The following is a 15,520-nucleotide window of genomic DNA, read 5'->3' on the forward strand; positions in this document are numbered from 1 at the left end:
TATTCCCGAACAGGTAGACTCTCCATGTGACCGACTTCGTGCTCCCTATCGCAGGCGAGGAGACCGAGCGTTGCGACGCCGCACGCAACCGTCGTCTCCTGCTCGATGCCGCAAAGGAACTGGTCGCCACCATAGGCGCCGACGCTGTCACGATGGACGGCCTCGCAGCCAGGGCCGGTGTGGGCAAAGGCACAGTCTTCCGGCGGTTCGGCAGCCGCTCCGGACTGATGCAGGCCCTGTTGGATCACACTGAAAAAGAACTGCAGCAAGCGTTTCTCTTCGGTCCGCCGCCTCTCGGTCCAGGCGCGGACCCCATCGACAGGCTCGTCGCTTTCGGACGCGCCCGCCTCGACCTCGTCGAAGTGCAGGGAGAAGTCATGCGTGCGGCCGAGAACTCACCTGAACTCCGATACTCCGCTCCGGCTCATATGGTCAACTACACGCACGTCCTCACCCTCCTCAGGACCGCCGGGGTCGAGGGTGATCTCGAACTTCTCGCCTACGGCCTGCTGACTCCCCTGGAAGCCACCTTGGTATTGCACCAGTTCCGCGATCTCGGCATGACGATGGGACGTCTCGCCGACGGCTGGGAAGACTTGGTACGTAGGGCAACTCGATAGTGGCGGGCTACTCGATAGACAGCAGACCGGACACGCTGCGAGCAGCACGAACAAGCTCGACGCCGTAGGACGGGCCGTGTCCCGCGGCGTGCACGGCGAGGGGATGCAGCTCATGGAGCGGGATGCGGAGTTCCCAATCTTCGGACAGTTCGTGCGCATCCCGATAGCCCACGAGAATGTCGGAGAGCAATGGGCAACCGAACAGAGCCAGCATCGCCAAATCGGTTTCACGATGTCCACCGTGCGCAGCGGGGTCGATCATCACGGCGCCCGACGCGGTCCACACAAGGTTTCCGGTCCACAGATCACCGTGAATCCGGCTCGGCGGTTCGTCGTCGTCGAACACCCCGTCGGCGATCGCGGCACACACACGTTCGACCTCCGCCGCACCGGATTCGGAGATGTTGCCGTTCGCGACGGCCACCGATAGGTATGGCAACACACGTTCGTAGGCGTAGAACGAACCCCACGAAGCGTGCTCGGTGCTCGACATCGGTCTGGATCCGATGAACATCTGACCGTCGAAACCATCTGGTGGACAACCGAACTGCCGTGCGCCCGCAGCGTGCATCGCCGCGAGTTCAGCGCCGAAACGGAGCGCGGCGTCCTGAGTGGGCGACGACGGTACGAGCCGGGCGAGATCGATGTGGGTGGGACCGAATCCGCGAACGTCGACGACGTTGCCCCCGCCGTCTCGGAGCCACGCCAACCCGGTTGCTTCGGCCGTGAAGAAGTCCGGGTGTGCACTCGGATCGGTCTTGGTGAACGTGTCTGCAGACATCGGAACTCACAGTACGCGCGAGCCAATAAGATGGCGGAATGTCACTCCAACGTTCGGAACTGCGGACGCGCATCCTGCGCGAATTGGCCGTGCAGTCGTCCATCGACCCAGTCACGGAAATTACCCGCCGCGTCGAGTTCCTGAAGGCCTATCTTCGTTCCACGCCCGCCAAAGGGTTCGTTCTCGGTATCAGTGGGGGGCAGGACAGCACACTGACCGGTGCCCTGTGCCAACGCGCCGCCGCCGAACTGAGAGCCGACGGCGCAGAGGCGCAATTCCTGGCCGTCAGACTCCCCTACGGCGTTCAAGCAGACGAGGCGGATGCCACAGTGTCGCTCGAGTTCATCGCACCCGACCGGACGGTGACCGTCAACATCAAGGCAGCCGCCGACGCGGCCGCATCGGCGGCCGCCGATGCCCTGGGCTCCTCGGAAGTTCGAGACTTCGTGCGCGGCAACATCAAAGCCCGGCAACGCATGGTCGCGCAATACGCATTGGCGGGAGAGCTCGGATACGTAGTCGTCGGAACCGATCATGCCGCCGAGGCAATCACCGGCTTCTTCACCAAGTTCGGCGACGGTGGTGTCGACATCACCCCACTCACCGGCCTTACCAAGCGGCAGGGTGCCGCGTTGCTGCGCGAATTGGGTGCACCCGAGAGCACGTGGAAGAAAGTTCCTACGGCCGATCTGGAAGACGACCGCCCCGCGCTGCCCGACGAGGAAGCCTTGGGAGTGATGTACACCGAGATCGACGACTATCTCGAAAACAAGGATGTGGCCGACGAAGTCGCCGAGAAGCTGGAACGGATGTATCTGAGCACACGGCACAAGCGCGCGGTCCCGGTGACGCCTTTCGACGACTGGTGGACCACCGAGAACTGACGACTATCCCCCGGCGAACGGCGGCAGGACGTCGACCCTGTCGCCGAACGTCGTCGACAGGTCTCGGGTGAGCTCGTCCCCGACGAGGAAAGCCGACACGCGCAACACATCTGCCAGCGCATTGCCGTGTCTGTCGAGGACGGCGGCCTTGAGTGCGGACAGGTCGCTCCCCTCGGGCAGTTGGAAAGTCTCGCTTGCGCACCCGGACGCGTCCTTGGCCCCGGCGAAGTATCGAACCTCAACCACCGATAGCTCCCATACTTCTCGCCGGCGGGACGAAGCCCACCGCATCGATTCCGTGTCCTGCCCACTTGTTCCACATTGCACCTTGCCAGAGCTTGCCCAACTCGTCGTCGGTGGCTCCTCCGCGCAACGCAGCGCGCAGATCGGTTTCCTCGTCGCTGAACAAGCAGGACCGAACGGTGCCCTCGGCCGTCAATCGCGTGCGGTCGCAGTCAGAGCAGAACGAACGCGTGACCGACGCGATGATGCCCACGGTGCTCGATGTCCCGCCGACAGCCCACTCCTCGGCGGGAGCAGACGGATCGGACCGACCGATCTCACGCAGATCGAACCGAGTCGACAGCACATCGAGCAGGTGTTCGGCGTCGAGCATGTTCGCCCGAGCCCATTCCTGATCGGCGTCGAGAGGCATCTGCTCGATGAACCGCAGCGCGACACCTTCGTCCAAGCACCATTGGAGGAGGTCGGCTGCACCATGCAGTGTTTCCGGCATCAGCACCGCGTTGATCTTGACCGGAGTCAGTCCTGCCCGCATGGCGGCGCGCACACCGGCCAGCACCGAGGGCAGGCGATCGCGCCTGGTCAGTTCCGCGAAGTGCGCGCGATCGATCGTGTCGAGCGAGACATTGACCCGATTCAGGCCTGCGGCCGCCAGCGTATCTGCTCGATGCTCCAGCCCAACTGCGTTGGTGGTCATGGACAGCGGCACACCCGGTGCCACCTGCGAGGTCAGTCGCACGATCTCCGTCAGATCAGCGCGCATCAATGGCTCACCGCCGGTGAAGCGCACCTCCTCGACGCCGAGTCGGTGGACAGCAACTCCGACGACGCGCGCAATTTCGCTCGCCGTCAGCAGATCCTGAGTGGGAATCGCTGGTAGACCTTCTTCCGGCATGCAGTAGGTACACCGGAGCGAGCATTTCTCGGTGATGGAAACCCGCAGGTCACGGGCCACTCGGCCAAAGCGGTCGATCAATACCGGAACGTCGGGACGGTCGTCCACGGACACCCCGGGCGTTCGGCTGATCGAAGGGATGCCGAGTCCTACGACACTGCTGGTTGTCACGAACTCTCCTTCGAATCATCGGTCTTTCCCACAACAACGAACTACGATCCAGTATGCCGTCCTGGGGAACTTCGTGCGATCCGCCGAACATTTCGTCGTTGCGGCGCGCATAAGATCGTGACATGACCACACCATCGGCGGGGCCGAATCGAGTAGCGGACTCCGGTCGAGAACACCGTCGTGCAGTGTCGGTCGAAGAACACACCGAGCTCGTCGCGAGCCTGTTGGCACCGCTGCGGATTCGTCCGGCAGACTCCGTCGCCGTCGGTGACGCTCTCGGTCGAGTTGCCGCGTCCGATGTCTGCGCGCCGGTCGACCTGCCGCTGTTCCGAAACTCCCAGATGGACGGATACGCAGTGCTGGCATCGGACCTCGCGCGCGTGCCCGCGAGTCTGCGTGTGATCGGGACCGTCGCCGCTGGGCCCTCGGACCGCATTCATCTCGAGGCCGGTACCGCGGTGAAGATCATGACCGGTGCACCGATGCCCGAGAACGCCGATGCCGTGGCGCCGATCGAGAACACCACCTATGACGGCGGAGTCGTCACCGTGACCGTCGCGCGCAGAGCGGGCGAATACGTTAGAGAACAAGGCAGCGACATCACCACCGGAACGGTCATGGTGCAGGCGGGCGAGATCATCGAACCCCGCCACATCGCGGTTCTTGCGGCAGTGGGACTTTCGCACGTGCAGGTTCTGAGCCGACCGAAAGTCGCGGTCATCACGACCGGTGCAGAACTGGTCGCCGCCGGTTCGCCGCTGCGCCCCGGCCAGATCTACGACTCGAACGGCGTGGCCCTGGCCGCGCACCTCCGCGCGAACGGCGCCGATGTGGTCGCAGTTCACCGCAGCTCCGACGACGCGGACGAATTCCGACGCATTCTGTCCGACGCGGTCGCGGCGGCCGAACTCGTCATCACCTCGGGCGGGGTGTCGATGGGTGACTTCGAGGTCGTCAAAGATGTACTGGCACCGATGGGTGGACACTTCGGTTCCGTTCGCATGCAGCCCGGTGGCCCCCAGGGTACGGCGACGATCGACGGTGTTCCCATCCTCGATTTTCCCGGCAACCCGGTCAGCACGGTAGTGTCGTTCATCGTGTTCGCGCGCAACGCTGTTCGCGAGGCGGCAGGCCTCGACGCAATCGAATCACGCTCGGTGCCGCTGGCGCATTCGATCACGTCGATTGCAGGCAAAAGACAACTCCTGCGCGGAAAACTCGGTGACGACGGCGTGGCCGCGATCGCAGGTCCAGGCTCCCATCTGGTCGCTGCTATGGCGTGGGCGGATGTACTCATCGACATTCCCGAGGACACAACCGAACTCGATGCCGGCACCGAGATCCAGGTGATCCCGCTGTGAACGAGATGTACCGCGCACAGCCTGGCTTCTCGCACGTCGACGCCGAGGGACGCGCCCGCATGGTCGATGTATCGCACAAGTCCGACACCGAACGAATCGCGGTTGCAGCAGGAGAACTCGCGACGACAGCGGAGGTGGTCGCACTGGTCCGCGCCGACGGAATGCCCAAAGCCGACGTACTGGCGACAGCAAGAATCGCAGGAATCACGGGCGCGAAGAAGACCTCCGAACTCATTCCGCTCTGCCACCAGTTGGCATTGTCGAAGGTCGATGTCGTCTTCGGATTCACCGACACCACGATCACCGTCGAAGCAACCGCGAAGACGACCGGACCCACGGGCGTCGAAATGGAGGCGCTCACCGCCGTCGCCATCGCGGGTCTGACGCTGCACGACATGGTCAAGGCCGTCGACCCCGCCGCGACGATGAACGGTGTTCGACTCCTCCACAAAGAGGGCGGCAAGCGCGGACGGTGGTCTCGCGACGCCGCAGTGGAACAGGTCGATGCCCGAACCGACGACCGATCGGCTGTCGTTCTCGTAGCCTCGACCGGTGGTGCACGTGGAACTCGTGAAGACACGACCGGTCCGGCGATCGCAACATGGTTGGAAAACAGAGGTTTCTCGGTGCGCGGTCCCCTCGTATATGCCGACGCCGAGATCTCGGCGGGCCTCGACGACGCACTCATCGGTGCGCCCGCCCTCGTCATCAGTACCGGAGGAACCGGGGTGTCCCCCACCGATGCGACACCCGAAGCCACCAGAGCAGTCCTGGATCGTGAACTACCTGGAATCGCCGACGCGATTCGGCTCGAAGGAACCAAGGTCACACCGCACGCAACCCTGAGCCGAGGATTGACAGGAGTCTCCGGGCGTACCGTCGTCGTCAATCTCCCCGGTTCACCCGGCGGGGTGAAGGACGGCCTGTCGGTTCTCGATCCAATACTCGACCATCTCATTGCCCAGGTCGCGGGCAATGGACTACACGAAACCGCTGACGAGAAATGAGAGAACGATGACGGACCTGCTCGCCCATATTTCCAGCGAGGCGCTCGACACCTCGGTGGTGGAGAACGCTGTTGCAGGGCCCGAACATGGAGCCGTCGTGCTGTTCAGCGGGGTCGTTCGCAATCATGATGGCGGACAATCGGTTTCGACACTGGAGTATCAAGCACACCCCGACGCCGAACGCTTCTTGCGCAAGTGTTGCGCCGAAGTCGCAGCGGAATCGGGACTCCCGGTCGCGGCGATTCATCGAGTCGGCGACTTGACCGTCGGTGATATCGCCCTCGTAGCCGCGGTCGCGTCGCCGCACCGCGCCGAGGCGTTCGCTACGTGCGCAACTCTCGTCGAACGCATCAAGTCGGAGGTTCCGATCTGGAAGCGCCAGAATTTCGCGACAGGGATGTCCGAGTGGGTAGGCCTGTAGCGCCTGCGGTGTTCGACTACGTCGAGTAGCGATGCACGGGCAGCATCGCCGACTCGTCGGTGGGATCCCCCGGACGCCTGACGCAATCGAGTAGCCGAATTTCGATCAGCTCCTCGTCGAGCTCGGTACCGATCGACACGATCCGCGTCACCCGTTGCTCACCGTCTTTCCAGATGTCCGGCTGGAGCCGAATGTGTCTTCCGACGGTATTCAACACGAATTTTCCCTCGTACCCGTCGATCCCGAAGTACACGAGTCCTTTGATCCGATAGACATCCCCCGCCGGATTCTCGAGCATGTCGACGAGTCTGCGTGGATCCATCGGCTCCGCGGACTCGAAGCTGAACGTCGTGTAGCGGGAGTGCAGGTGTCGCGCGTGGTCGTCGTCCTCGTAGAGAAGCTCATCCAGCGTCAATTGCCTGGCCTCGGTCGGATCGTCGGCACGTTCGGGCACCTCGAAGAGAAGCTCCGCATCGACCTGGCCGTGTGAGGTGATCAGGATCGGAACCTCGTCGACAACTCGGCGCACCCTCGACTCGACGGCGCCGAGTTCCTCCGGTTCGAGCAGATCCGATTTGTTGAGAACCACCAGGTCGGCGAGGCGGAGGTGACTGTCGATCTCCGGATGCTTAGACCGAATCGAATCGAACTCGACGGAATCGACGAGACCGACCAAGCCGCCGTAGGTGATCCTGGGATTGCCGCTTCCCAGGACCAGGCGAATCAGATTTCGAGGTTCGGCGAGTCCACTGGCCTCCACGACGATGACATCGAGCTGGGAAGAACTGCTTGCGAGCACGTCGAACATCGAGTCCATATCGCTGACATCGACTGCGCAGCACAGACATCCGTTGCCGAGTGACACCATCGAATCGACCTGACCGGCCACCATCATCGAGTCGATGTTGATGGATCCGAAGTCGTTGACCACAACTCCGATTCGGATTCCGCGGTTGTTTCTGAGCAGATGATTGAGCAACGTGGTCTTGCCCGATCCGAGAAACCCAGAGACCAGTACGACCGGGATCTTCGATTCTTCTTGCCCTCGCGCCACGCAGCGAGGGTACTAGGGAGCTGAAACTAGGGAGCCAGGAGCTTCAGCAGACCCTGGGCGAAGTTCGACACCGCGTCCATGTTGTCCTCGGTCACCAGATTCGACAGGCCCTCGACTCCGGTGGACTCGATGTACGGCGAAATGCCGGACAGCAACTGCGACAGCGAACTCCCGCCGGTCCGCGTGGTCTCCGACGCTCCCGTTGCCGGTGTCGCCGGAACCGCGTCAGCAGCCGTCTCGATGTCCTCGGTCGCCTTCACCACGTCTGTTCCGTCGACGCTGGTGTCCGGCCCAAGGAGATAGTCGATGACTCCGGTAGCGATGGCAATTGCGTGCTCGAGTTGCCCCTCCGAGCTTTCCAGCACAGCGGCGTCGTCCGGGTTGGAGCCGTTGCCCATTTCGAGGAACACGAGTGGCACGCTGGTGAGCGCAGGTCCAGCTACGTCGGAGCGCTCCTGCAGCCCGTCGACCACACCTGCATAGTTCGCTGGTGTGAATCCACCGCGTTCGTAGGAGTCGCGCATGAGGTTCGACGCCGCCCTGCCGCCCTCCGACTGTGCCGCGTTCGCGGCTGCATCGGGAATGGGAAGTGTCGGAACAATGAGATGAAATCCATGCTTGGCGTCGTCGGCGCCGGACGCAGTCGAGTCCGCGTGGATGCTGACAGCGACGTCGGCGCCGGACTCGCTGGCGGCCCGTGCCCGCTCGTCGACGCATCCGCCCCATCCGGAGTCGTCGGCGCGAGAGGTGACGACGGTGGCACCGAGGCTTTCGAGACTGGACTTCACCAACTGCGACACGTTCCAGGTGATCGTGTGCTCCGGAACTCCTCCGACCGTGGTCATCCCTGTCGTCTGACAGTCCTTGGTGCCGCCCCGGCCGTCGTCGACCTGCCTGCCGAGGTCCTGAGAGTGACCCGTTCCTTGGTGTCCAGGATCGAGAAACACGGTCTTTCCCGACAACTCACTTCCCGACGATTCCTCCGCGGCGGACGCCACGGAGGCAGTCGTGACGGTCAAAGCCAGGATGCCCGCTGACACGGCGCCGAGAAATACGGTCTTGTTCATCTACGGATTCGGGCCCACCCGACACAATCGGCCGAGCGGCCACTCCCCTTCCACATCGGCACGGAGCACTGTGCAACCCAACGAGCACATGGCTCACACAGGCAACAGCAGACACTTGCGTAGCAAGTGAAACAGAGAGAACTTTCTCTCGGTCGAGCAGTTCGGCAGTTGCAAGCAAATCGTGAGCGCGCCGTGACTCGACCGTTGCAGTTCGTCAGCCGGTGTTCACTTCGGCGATTGATTTCTATAGGTCGTTCCCCGCCCAGAACAAGTCGGCGCGCGGTAGAACAGGTTATGACGTTCGTGATTCTCCAGCCTTGCTGCAACGACGCGTCGTGCGCCGAAGTCTGTCCTGTCGACTGCATCCACCCGACTCCGGACGAACCGGAATTCATGCGCGCAGAAATGCTTCACATCGATCCGGACACGTGCATCGACTGCGGGGCATGTGTGGACGAGTGCCCGGTCGATGCCATTCGTGCTGATCACGAAATCGACGCAGGACAGGGCGTGTACCTCGAAATCAACGCCGACTACTTCCGCACACACCCCATCCGCAGCACCGAATACACGAGCCCGACACCGACATGGAAGAACACCGACTTCGCAGGGCGTCGGATCGCGGTCGTGGGCTCCGGCCCTGCGGCGTTCTACGCCGCGATCGAACTCGCAACCGTGCGCGGAATCGAAATCGACATCTACGACCGACTGCTGACGCCGTACGGCCTCGTGCGGGCGGGTGTCGCGCCGGACCATCCTGAAACGAAAGCCGTGACCGAGCTGTTCCGAACGGTTGCCCGGACGAAGTCCGTGCACGTACACCTCGGTGTCGAGATAGGAACCGACGTCACGCACGAGGACTTGATGGCTCACCACGACGCTGTCGTCTACGCAACGGGCGCCTCTGGTGAGCGGGCGCTGGACATTCCGGGCGAGAAGCTACCCGGCAGTCACGCTGCCACCGAATTCGTTGCCTGGTACAACGGCCACCCAGACTTCGCAGACAGGACGTTCGACTTCTCGTCGCGGCGTGCAGTGGTGATCGGCAACGGCAATGTCGCACTCGATCTCGCCCGGGTCCTTACCTCTGATCCGGAAGAGTTGGCGCACACCGACATAGCCGATCACGCGCTCGATGCGCTGCGGCACAGCAATATTCGTGAGGTTTTGGTGCTCGGCAGGCGCGGGCCGGCGCAAGCGAAGTTCACCAATCCCGAATTGATCGCGTTGTCGAATTCCACCGCTGTCGAGCTCGTGGCTCACCCGCTCGACGCCGAGACCGCCGCCACAGCCGTGTCCAGCTCGTCGTACGCGGATCTCTCGGTCAAGCTTGCACTGCTGCAGCAGCTCACGGATCGCTACAGCGGATCGACGGAACCGGACCTGGAATCGAAGAAGATAGTTCTGCGGTTCTGCACTTCTCCGGTCTCGATAGAAGGAACGACTTCTGTCACCGGTCTACGGCTTGTACGCAATGTCCTCCGTGAAAGCGAGGACGGTTCGCTCTGTGCCGAAGCGACCGGGGACACGGAAATTGTGGATACGTCTCTCGTGCTTCGTTCCGTCGGCTATCGCGGACGTGCGATTGCGGGTGTTCCGTTCGATACGACACTTGGCGTGATACCCAACGCCGATGGCCGCGTGACCGACGAGTCCGGCCGCGTAGTGCCAGGCGTGTATGTAGCCGGTTGGATCAAACGCGGACCGACCGGAGTAATCGGCACCAACAGGAAATGCGCTCGAGAAACGGTGCACCATCTGCTGGAAGACATCGCCGCCGGCAACATTGACGCTGCTCCGAGGGGACGACAGGAACTGGAAGCCATGCTGTCGGAGAAGGTGCCCGACGCGCTCGATTTCACGGACTGGCTGGAGATCGACGCAGCCGAGATCGCTGCCGGCACGAGGTCGTCTCGTCCGCGGATAAAGTTCGTCGACCAGGACGCTATGCGCGCAGTGGCACTTCGACGCCGAAGCGAGCACGACTGATCTGCAATTGATCGGTACCGCAAAACCGTCATTTCTTTCGGATGCGGGTAATGCACCGGCGGGAAGGGCGAAATCGGCACGCTCGAACCGACTCACGTGGATAATTCGAAGAAGCAGTCGTATAGTCGCGGAGAGTTCGATTCGGACGCACCCGAAATGATCATTGGAGAATTGCAGAATGGCCAAGAAAGTCTACGTCCAGCTCGTCGATGATATCGACGACAAGCCGATCGATTCGGGCGGCGAGCACATAACCTTTTCAGTCAATGGCACCAGCTATGAAATCGACCTCAGCGACAAGAACGCCAAGGAATTTCACCGCAAGCTGGACTACTACATCGAACATTCGGCACGTATCGGCGGCAAGCGAACCAAGAAGTCGGCAGGCCCGTCGGCCGCCGGATCAAAGCGGGACGCGAACCAGACGAAAGCCATTCGCGAATGGGCCAAATCGAACGGATACAACATTTCCGCGCGAGGCCGCATTCCAGCAGACGTGGAGCAGGCATTCGACGCCGCGCACTGAAACCGACTCGATGCACGATCGATCGACGAAAAAGGGAGCCACCATCCGGTGACTCCCTTTTTCTTACCTTCTGTGGAGCTAAGGGGACTCGAACCCCTGACCCCCACACTGCCAGTGTGGTGCGCTACCAGCTGCGCCATAGCCCCGTACTTCACTTCCGCATTACCTTGCGGTTGCTCGAACGAAGTTACACCATCGCCACTTGCAGCTACAAATCCGCTGGTCGAGCTCGGTCCTGTACTGGCCGCTGATCAGCCGATCGATTCGACCCATGAAGAGTCGCTGAGAGCGTCGACGATCTGTCCATCGACGAGGACGCCCGGAGTACCTGCCGCACCGGCGCTCGCCAGCGCTGCGCGCGCAGTCTCGGCATCGGCGGCAGCGGTGTCGGCTTGCTCGCCGGAGGTGATGCACTCGGCTACGGAGTCATCGGCACCACTTTGTTTCGCCATATCCGCAAGTTCCGAGTCCGTATGGTCGGCGTCGCCGTTTTCCTCTGGCTGAAATTCGGCCGAGAACAAGGTCGCGTGGAATGCCGAATAGACGATGGCATCCGCGGACTCCGCGACGCAATGCGATGCTGCCACCGCCCTGCTCGAGTAGTTCCCACTGGCGGAAACCTGGTTCAGCTGAGGTAACACAACCATGTGGTAGCGGACGGTGACCGATCCTTCGTCGATCTTCTGGGCGAGTTCCTGGCCGTGTTTCACCTCGAGCTCGCCGCAGAACGGGCACATGGGGTCTTCGAATATGTCGACCGTATGGGCCGCGCCCGGAACACCGAGCTGCACAACGCCATCGTCCAGCACAGTCAAACCTACGGCAGCATTTTTGACGGAGCCGTAGCCGTCGTTTCGAGGTTCGTCTCCACCTCGCTGCCACAGTATGGCTACGACGACGACGGCGACGACAACAACGAGGGCGATTCCTGCCAGTACATAGGTGAACGTGTTGGACGTCGGTCGGGGTGTGTACTTCGCGCCGGAGGTTCTGTTTTGGCTCACACTGCTCATGATACGAAAGGAATATTCTTCCGCTTACGTCACGATTGCGGATCGTGCTCGTGTTTCCTGTCCATCGTGTCGGGGACGACGATCCACCACACTGCCGCTAGCAACAGAATCAATCCCGACGTCACGAATGCAGTGCCGTAGGAATAGGCCTCGACGATTGCACCCGCTATGACCGGGCCGAGAATCGCGCCGACGTCGGCGGACATCTGGAACGTGGAGAGCACGGGGCCGCCCCGCGCTTTCGACCCGATGACGTCGGCGATCGACGCTTGCTGCGCGGGAGTCATCAGCCCGGATCCGACCCCTGCCAGGAACGAGAACACCATGAACAACGCGACGTCCTCGGTCAAGCCGATGGCCGCGGTGAAGATACCGGAGACGACGAGTCCGGCAACGACGAACGGTTTTCTGCCCCGGGTGTCGGACAAACGTCCCGAAGTCGTCAATACAAGTGCGTTGCCGACGGCGAACACCGCCAACGACACCGCGGCCACGGCGGCCGACCGCTCCAGCATCGCAATCACGAACAGAGGGATCAAGGCAACACGAACGCCGAATACCACCCATCCCGTCGCGAGGTTCGACGCCAGTGCCGCCCTGTACGCGGGCACACGCAGAGCCGACCTCAGGGTCAACAACGGAACGGTCGAATCCTTGCTCGTCTCGAGCTCCTTCATGTCCCCGAGGCTGAAGAACACGACGGCGGCGGCGATGACGAGCGCCACCGCATAGATGATGAATGGCGCACGAAGCCCCAGTCCGACCACTGCTCCCCCGAGGAGAGGTCCGCCGATCGACCCCATGAGAAAGCTCGTCGCATACAGGCCCGATACGCGGCCGCGACTGTGATTCGGACTCATTCGAATCAGAAGGCCGAACGCCGATACCGAGAACATGGTCGAGCCGATACCGCCGAGACCTCTGAATACGAGCAGTTGCCAGTATGTCTGGGCGAATGCACAGGCTCCCGTCGACAACGCGACGATCAGCAACCCAGATAGGTAGACCGGTCGCTCGCCCAGTTTCTGCACAAGGGATCCACTGGCGGGGGCGAACAACAGCCGCATCATTGCGAACGTACTGATCACCGCTGATGCCGCAAAGACCCCTACTCCGAACTCGGTCGCGAATTGCGGCAAGACAGGCGAGACGATGCCGAAGCCGAGAGCAATGACGAAACTGGCCGAGATCAGAACCCAGATCTCCGACGGCAGTGCGGGGGTGTTCTTGGCGGATGAGGGAGCTTTCGTCACGATTCCTTCAGTGCCTGGGACACCAGCTCTTTGGCAGCGGCCTGCACCTTCGCCAGGTGCTCCTCCCCGCGGAAGGACTCGGCGTAGATCTTGTACACGTCTTCCGTACCGGATGGGCGAGCCGCGAACCAGGCACTCTCCGTGGTGACCTTGAGACCGCCGATCGCTGCACCGTTGCCCGGCGCGGAAGTCAGTGTCGCGGTGATCTTTTCACCGGCAAGGTCGGTGGCGTCGACCTGTTCGGGGGACAGCTTCGCGAGAATCGCCTTCTGCTCGCGCGAGGCCGGTGCATCTACACGCGCATACGCAGGGCTGCCGAACTCGGCGGCGAACTCCCCATAGCGCTGCGACGGCGTCTTGCCGGTCACTGCGGTGATCTCGGAGGCCAACAGCGCCATGATGATCCCGTCCTTGTCCGTCGTCCAGACACGACCGTCGTTGCGCAGGTACGACGCTCCCGCGCTTTCCTCACCCCCGAAGCCGAGGTCGCCGTCGAGCAAGCCGGGTACGAACCACTTGAAACCGACCGGAACTTCGAGGAGTTGACGGCCGAGGCCGGCGACGACCCTGTCGATCATCGAGGAGGACACCAGTGTCTTGCCGACCTTGGTAGTAGGCGACCATCCTGATCGGTGGGTGAACAGGTAGTCGATCGCGACGGCCAAGAAGTGGTTCGGATTCATCAGTCCGCCATCGGGCGTGACGATGCCGTGGCGATCCGAGTCGGCATCGTTCCCGGTTGCGATGTCGTACGCAGTGCGCGCCTCGATGAGTGAAGCCATCGCGTTCGGCGAGGAGCAATCCATCCGAATCTTGCCGTCGGTGTCGAGTGTCATGAATCGGAAGGTGGCGTCGACGAGCGGGTTGACGACGGTCAGATCCAGGTTGTGCCGTTCGGCGATCGCATCCCAATAGTCGACGCTTGCGCCGCCCAATGGGTCAGCTCCGATGCGCACGCCCGCAGCGCGGATCGCATCGAGATCGACGACGTTCGGCAGATCGTCCACATACGTACCGAGGTAGTCGTACTTGTCCACGGTGCTCGCGAGCGCTCGCGCCAGCGACACACGCTTTACCTCGGACAGACCGTTGCGGAGTAGCTCGTTCGCGCGCGCGGCGATGACGGACGTGGCGTCGCTGTCCGCAGGCCCGCCGTGCGGCGGGTTGTATTTGAACCCACCGTCACGAGGCGGATTGTGCGACGGAGTGACCACGATTCCGTCCGCGCGCGCCGCGTTGCCGGACGCGTTGTAGCGCAGAATGGCGTGGCTCACTGCGGGCGTCGGGGTATACCGGCCACCGGAATCGACGAGGGCGGTCACTCCGTTGGCAGCCAGTACTTCCAGGGCTGTGGTCCACGCGGGCTCGGACAGCGCGTGTGTGTCCCGGCCGATGAACAGCGGACCGGTGATCCCCTGCTCGGCGCGGTACTCGACGATCGCCTGCGTGGTCGCGAGAATGTGCCCCTCGTTGAAGGCTGAGTCTTCGCTGGAACCGCGGTGCCCCGAGGTACCGAAGACGACTTGCTGGCTCGGATCGGACACGTCCGGTGTGCGCGAGTAATAGGCCGTGACCAACTGCGCCACATCGACGAGATCCTCCGGCAAAGCAACCGTTCCAGCTCTATCGTGCGCCACGATGCGACTCCTTCTCCTTGCCCGATACCACCGCGTTCAAGCGTAGTTGTCTCGGCGCCGGACTGTGTGCGCACCCGGGCTCCAACCGGCATTGTGGAACGCGGGAGACGCTGGGACATGAAAAAAGCCGAGCCGACACATTCGCTGTGCCGACCCGGCTTTCGGTGGAGCTGCCGGGAATCGAACCCGGGTCCTCCGCTGTATCACCAGGGCTTCTCCGTGTGCAGTCTGCTATGCCTCTACTTGGATCTCCTGATCTCGCAGACAAGCCAGGATGACGATCCCAGCCACTGTTTGATGTTCCTCATCACTCCGTGGCCGAGTGAATCGGTAAGCCCTCTAGCTGATGCCAGTACCCGGACCGAGGGCGAGCCCGGACTGACAGACACGCAGTCGCTACTTAGGCAGCGAGTGCGTAGTCGCGCTGATTGGAATCGGCGCTTATATGTTTGCGATGACGCTTACGGTGGTCTCTCGCCTGCACCGACACGCTTCCCCTGACTCAACATACAGAGTCGAAACCGTTCAGCCCCGTATGTTCCCCAGCACTTTGCCGGGGCTTGTAAGTGTAACGCGTCCACCGAGCAGAATCATCCCG

The 15,520-nt window shown here is 62.4% G+C and carries 15 protein-coding genes, 1 tRNA gene and 1 other RNA gene; 7 read left to right on the forward strand and 10 right to left on the reverse strand.

The genetic code is table 11. The features are described from left to right. Positions 1 to 26: 26 nt before the first annotated feature. On the forward strand, positions 27 to 620 hold the full coding sequence (locus WDS16_RS12355) for a TetR/AcrR family transcriptional regulator (RefSeq protein ID WP_338892922.1): 594 nt from the start codon (positions 27 to 29) through the stop codon (positions 618 to 620). Between the two features lie 7 nt (positions 621 to 627). On the opposite strand, the gene WDS16_RS12360 is transcribed toward WDS16_RS12355, so the two are convergent. After that, entirely contained in the window at positions 628 to 1,401 is a 774-nt protein-coding gene (locus WDS16_RS12360) for a fructosamine kinase family protein (protein ID WP_338892923.1), read from the reverse strand. Positions 1,402 to 1,439: 38 nt separating this feature from the next. Between WDS16_RS12360 and nadE the strand changes: the two genes are divergently transcribed. After that, a complete protein-coding gene (nadE, locus tag WDS16_RS12365) occupies positions 1,440 to 2,285 on the forward strand; it encodes an ammonia-dependent NAD(+) synthetase (RefSeq protein ID WP_338892924.1) in 846 nt (281 codons plus the stop codon). Positions 2,286 to 2,288: 3 nt separating this feature from the next. Here nadE and WDS16_RS12370 read toward each other — a convergent pair whose 3' ends face one another. Next, positions 2,289 to 2,576, reverse strand: coding sequence for a MoaD/ThiS family protein (locus WDS16_RS12370; protein WP_338892925.1), 288 nt, complete (start codon positions 2,574 to 2,576; stop codon positions 2,289 to 2,291). Continuing rightward, entirely contained in the window at positions 2,524 to 3,594 is a 1,071-nt protein-coding gene (gene moaA / locus WDS16_RS12375; RefSeq protein ID WP_338892926.1) for a GTP 3',8-cyclase MoaA, read from the reverse strand. The genes WDS16_RS12370 and moaA overlap by 53 nt, the downstream gene beginning before the upstream one ends. Positions 3,595 to 3,716: 122 nt before the next feature. Between moaA and glp the strand changes: the two genes are divergently transcribed. The 3 genes from glp to WDS16_RS12390 are packed head-to-tail and all read left to right on the forward strand — an operon-like array spanning position 3,717 to position 6,383. Continuing rightward, complete coding sequence (gene glp, locus WDS16_RS12380) at positions 3,717 to 4,955, forward strand: gephyrin-like molybdotransferase Glp (RefSeq protein ID WP_338892927.1); 1,239 nt, start codon at positions 3,717 to 3,719, stop codon at positions 4,953 to 4,955. A 5-nt stretch (positions 4,956 to 4,960) separates the two neighbouring features. Next, positions 4,961 to 5,962, forward strand: a complete 1,002-nt coding sequence (moaCB, locus tag WDS16_RS12385) for a bifunctional molybdenum cofactor biosynthesis protein MoaC/MoaB (RefSeq protein ID WP_338893399.1) — start codon at positions 4,961 to 4,963, stop codon at positions 5,960 to 5,962. 7 nt (positions 5,963 to 5,969) lie between these two features. Beyond that, the gene (locus tag WDS16_RS12390; protein ID WP_338892928.1) at positions 5,970 to 6,383 is read left to right on the forward strand and encodes a molybdenum cofactor biosynthesis protein MoaE; all 414 of its coding nucleotides are present in this window, start codon (positions 5,970 to 5,972) and stop codon (positions 6,381 to 6,383) included. Between the two features lie 16 nt (positions 6,384 to 6,399). Here the strand turns inward: WDS16_RS12390 and WDS16_RS12395 are convergent, their stop codons facing one another. Together WDS16_RS12395 and WDS16_RS12400 are read right to left on the reverse strand one after the other, a co-directional pair. Next, a complete protein-coding gene (locus WDS16_RS12395) occupies positions 6,400 to 7,437 on the reverse strand; it encodes a GTP-binding protein (RefSeq protein WP_338892929.1) in 1,038 nt (345 codons plus the stop codon). A 26-nt stretch (positions 7,438 to 7,463) separates the two neighbouring features. Further along, a complete protein-coding gene (locus WDS16_RS12400; protein ID WP_338892930.1) occupies positions 7,464 to 8,504 on the reverse strand; it encodes an N-acetylmuramoyl-L-alanine amidase in 1,041 nt (346 codons plus the stop codon). Between the two features lie 294 nt (positions 8,505 to 8,798). On the opposite strand from WDS16_RS12400, the gene WDS16_RS12405 reads away from it, so the two are divergent. Beyond that, on the forward strand, positions 8,799 to 10,493 hold the full coding sequence (locus WDS16_RS12405; RefSeq protein WP_338892931.1) for an FAD-dependent oxidoreductase: 1,695 nt from the start codon (positions 8,799 to 8,801) through the stop codon (positions 10,491 to 10,493). Positions 10,494 to 10,671: 178 nt separating this feature from the next. Continuing rightward, positions 10,672 to 11,019 (forward strand): Lsr2 family protein, encoded by a 348-nt coding sequence (locus WDS16_RS12410; protein WP_338892932.1) that lies wholly within the window; start codon positions 10,672 to 10,674, stop codon positions 11,017 to 11,019. Between the two features lie 73 nt (positions 11,020 to 11,092). Here WDS16_RS12410 and WDS16_RS12415 read toward each other — a convergent pair. The 5 genes from WDS16_RS12415 to ssrA all read right to left on the reverse strand — a co-directional run bounded on the left by WDS16_RS12415 (position 11,093) and on the right by ssrA (position 15,455). Further along, a tRNA-Ala gene (locus WDS16_RS12415) sits at positions 11,093 to 11,165 on the reverse strand. Positions 11,166 to 11,270: 105 nt separating this feature from the next. Then, the gene (locus WDS16_RS12420) at positions 11,271 to 12,023 is read right to left on the reverse strand and encodes a DsbA family protein (RefSeq protein ID WP_338892933.1); all 753 of its coding nucleotides are present in this window, start codon (positions 12,021 to 12,023) and stop codon (positions 11,271 to 11,273) included. 38 nt (positions 12,024 to 12,061) lie between these two features. After that, positions 12,062 to 13,285: an MFS transporter gene (locus tag WDS16_RS12425; RefSeq protein ID WP_338892934.1), complete on the reverse strand. Its 1,224-nt coding sequence runs from the start codon at positions 13,283 to 13,285 to the stop codon at positions 12,062 to 12,064. Next, positions 13,282 to 14,922, reverse strand: coding sequence for a phosphoglucomutase (alpha-D-glucose-1,6-bisphosphate-dependent) (pgm, locus tag WDS16_RS12430; RefSeq protein ID WP_338892935.1), 1,641 nt, complete (start codon positions 14,920 to 14,922; stop codon positions 13,282 to 13,284). Before pgm ends, WDS16_RS12425 begins: the two co-directional genes overlap by 4 nt. A 162-nt stretch (positions 14,923 to 15,084) precedes the next feature. Then, positions 15,085 to 15,455: a transfer-messenger RNA gene (ssrA, locus tag WDS16_RS12435) on the reverse strand. Between the last annotated feature and the right edge of the window lie 65 nt (positions 15,456 to 15,520).

It is taken from the genome of Rhodococcus sovatensis (genome assembly GCF_037327425.1).
In the GTDB taxonomy this organism is placed as follows: domain Bacteria; phylum Actinomycetota; class Actinomycetes; order Mycobacteriales; family Mycobacteriaceae; genus Rhodococcoides; species Rhodococcoides sovatense.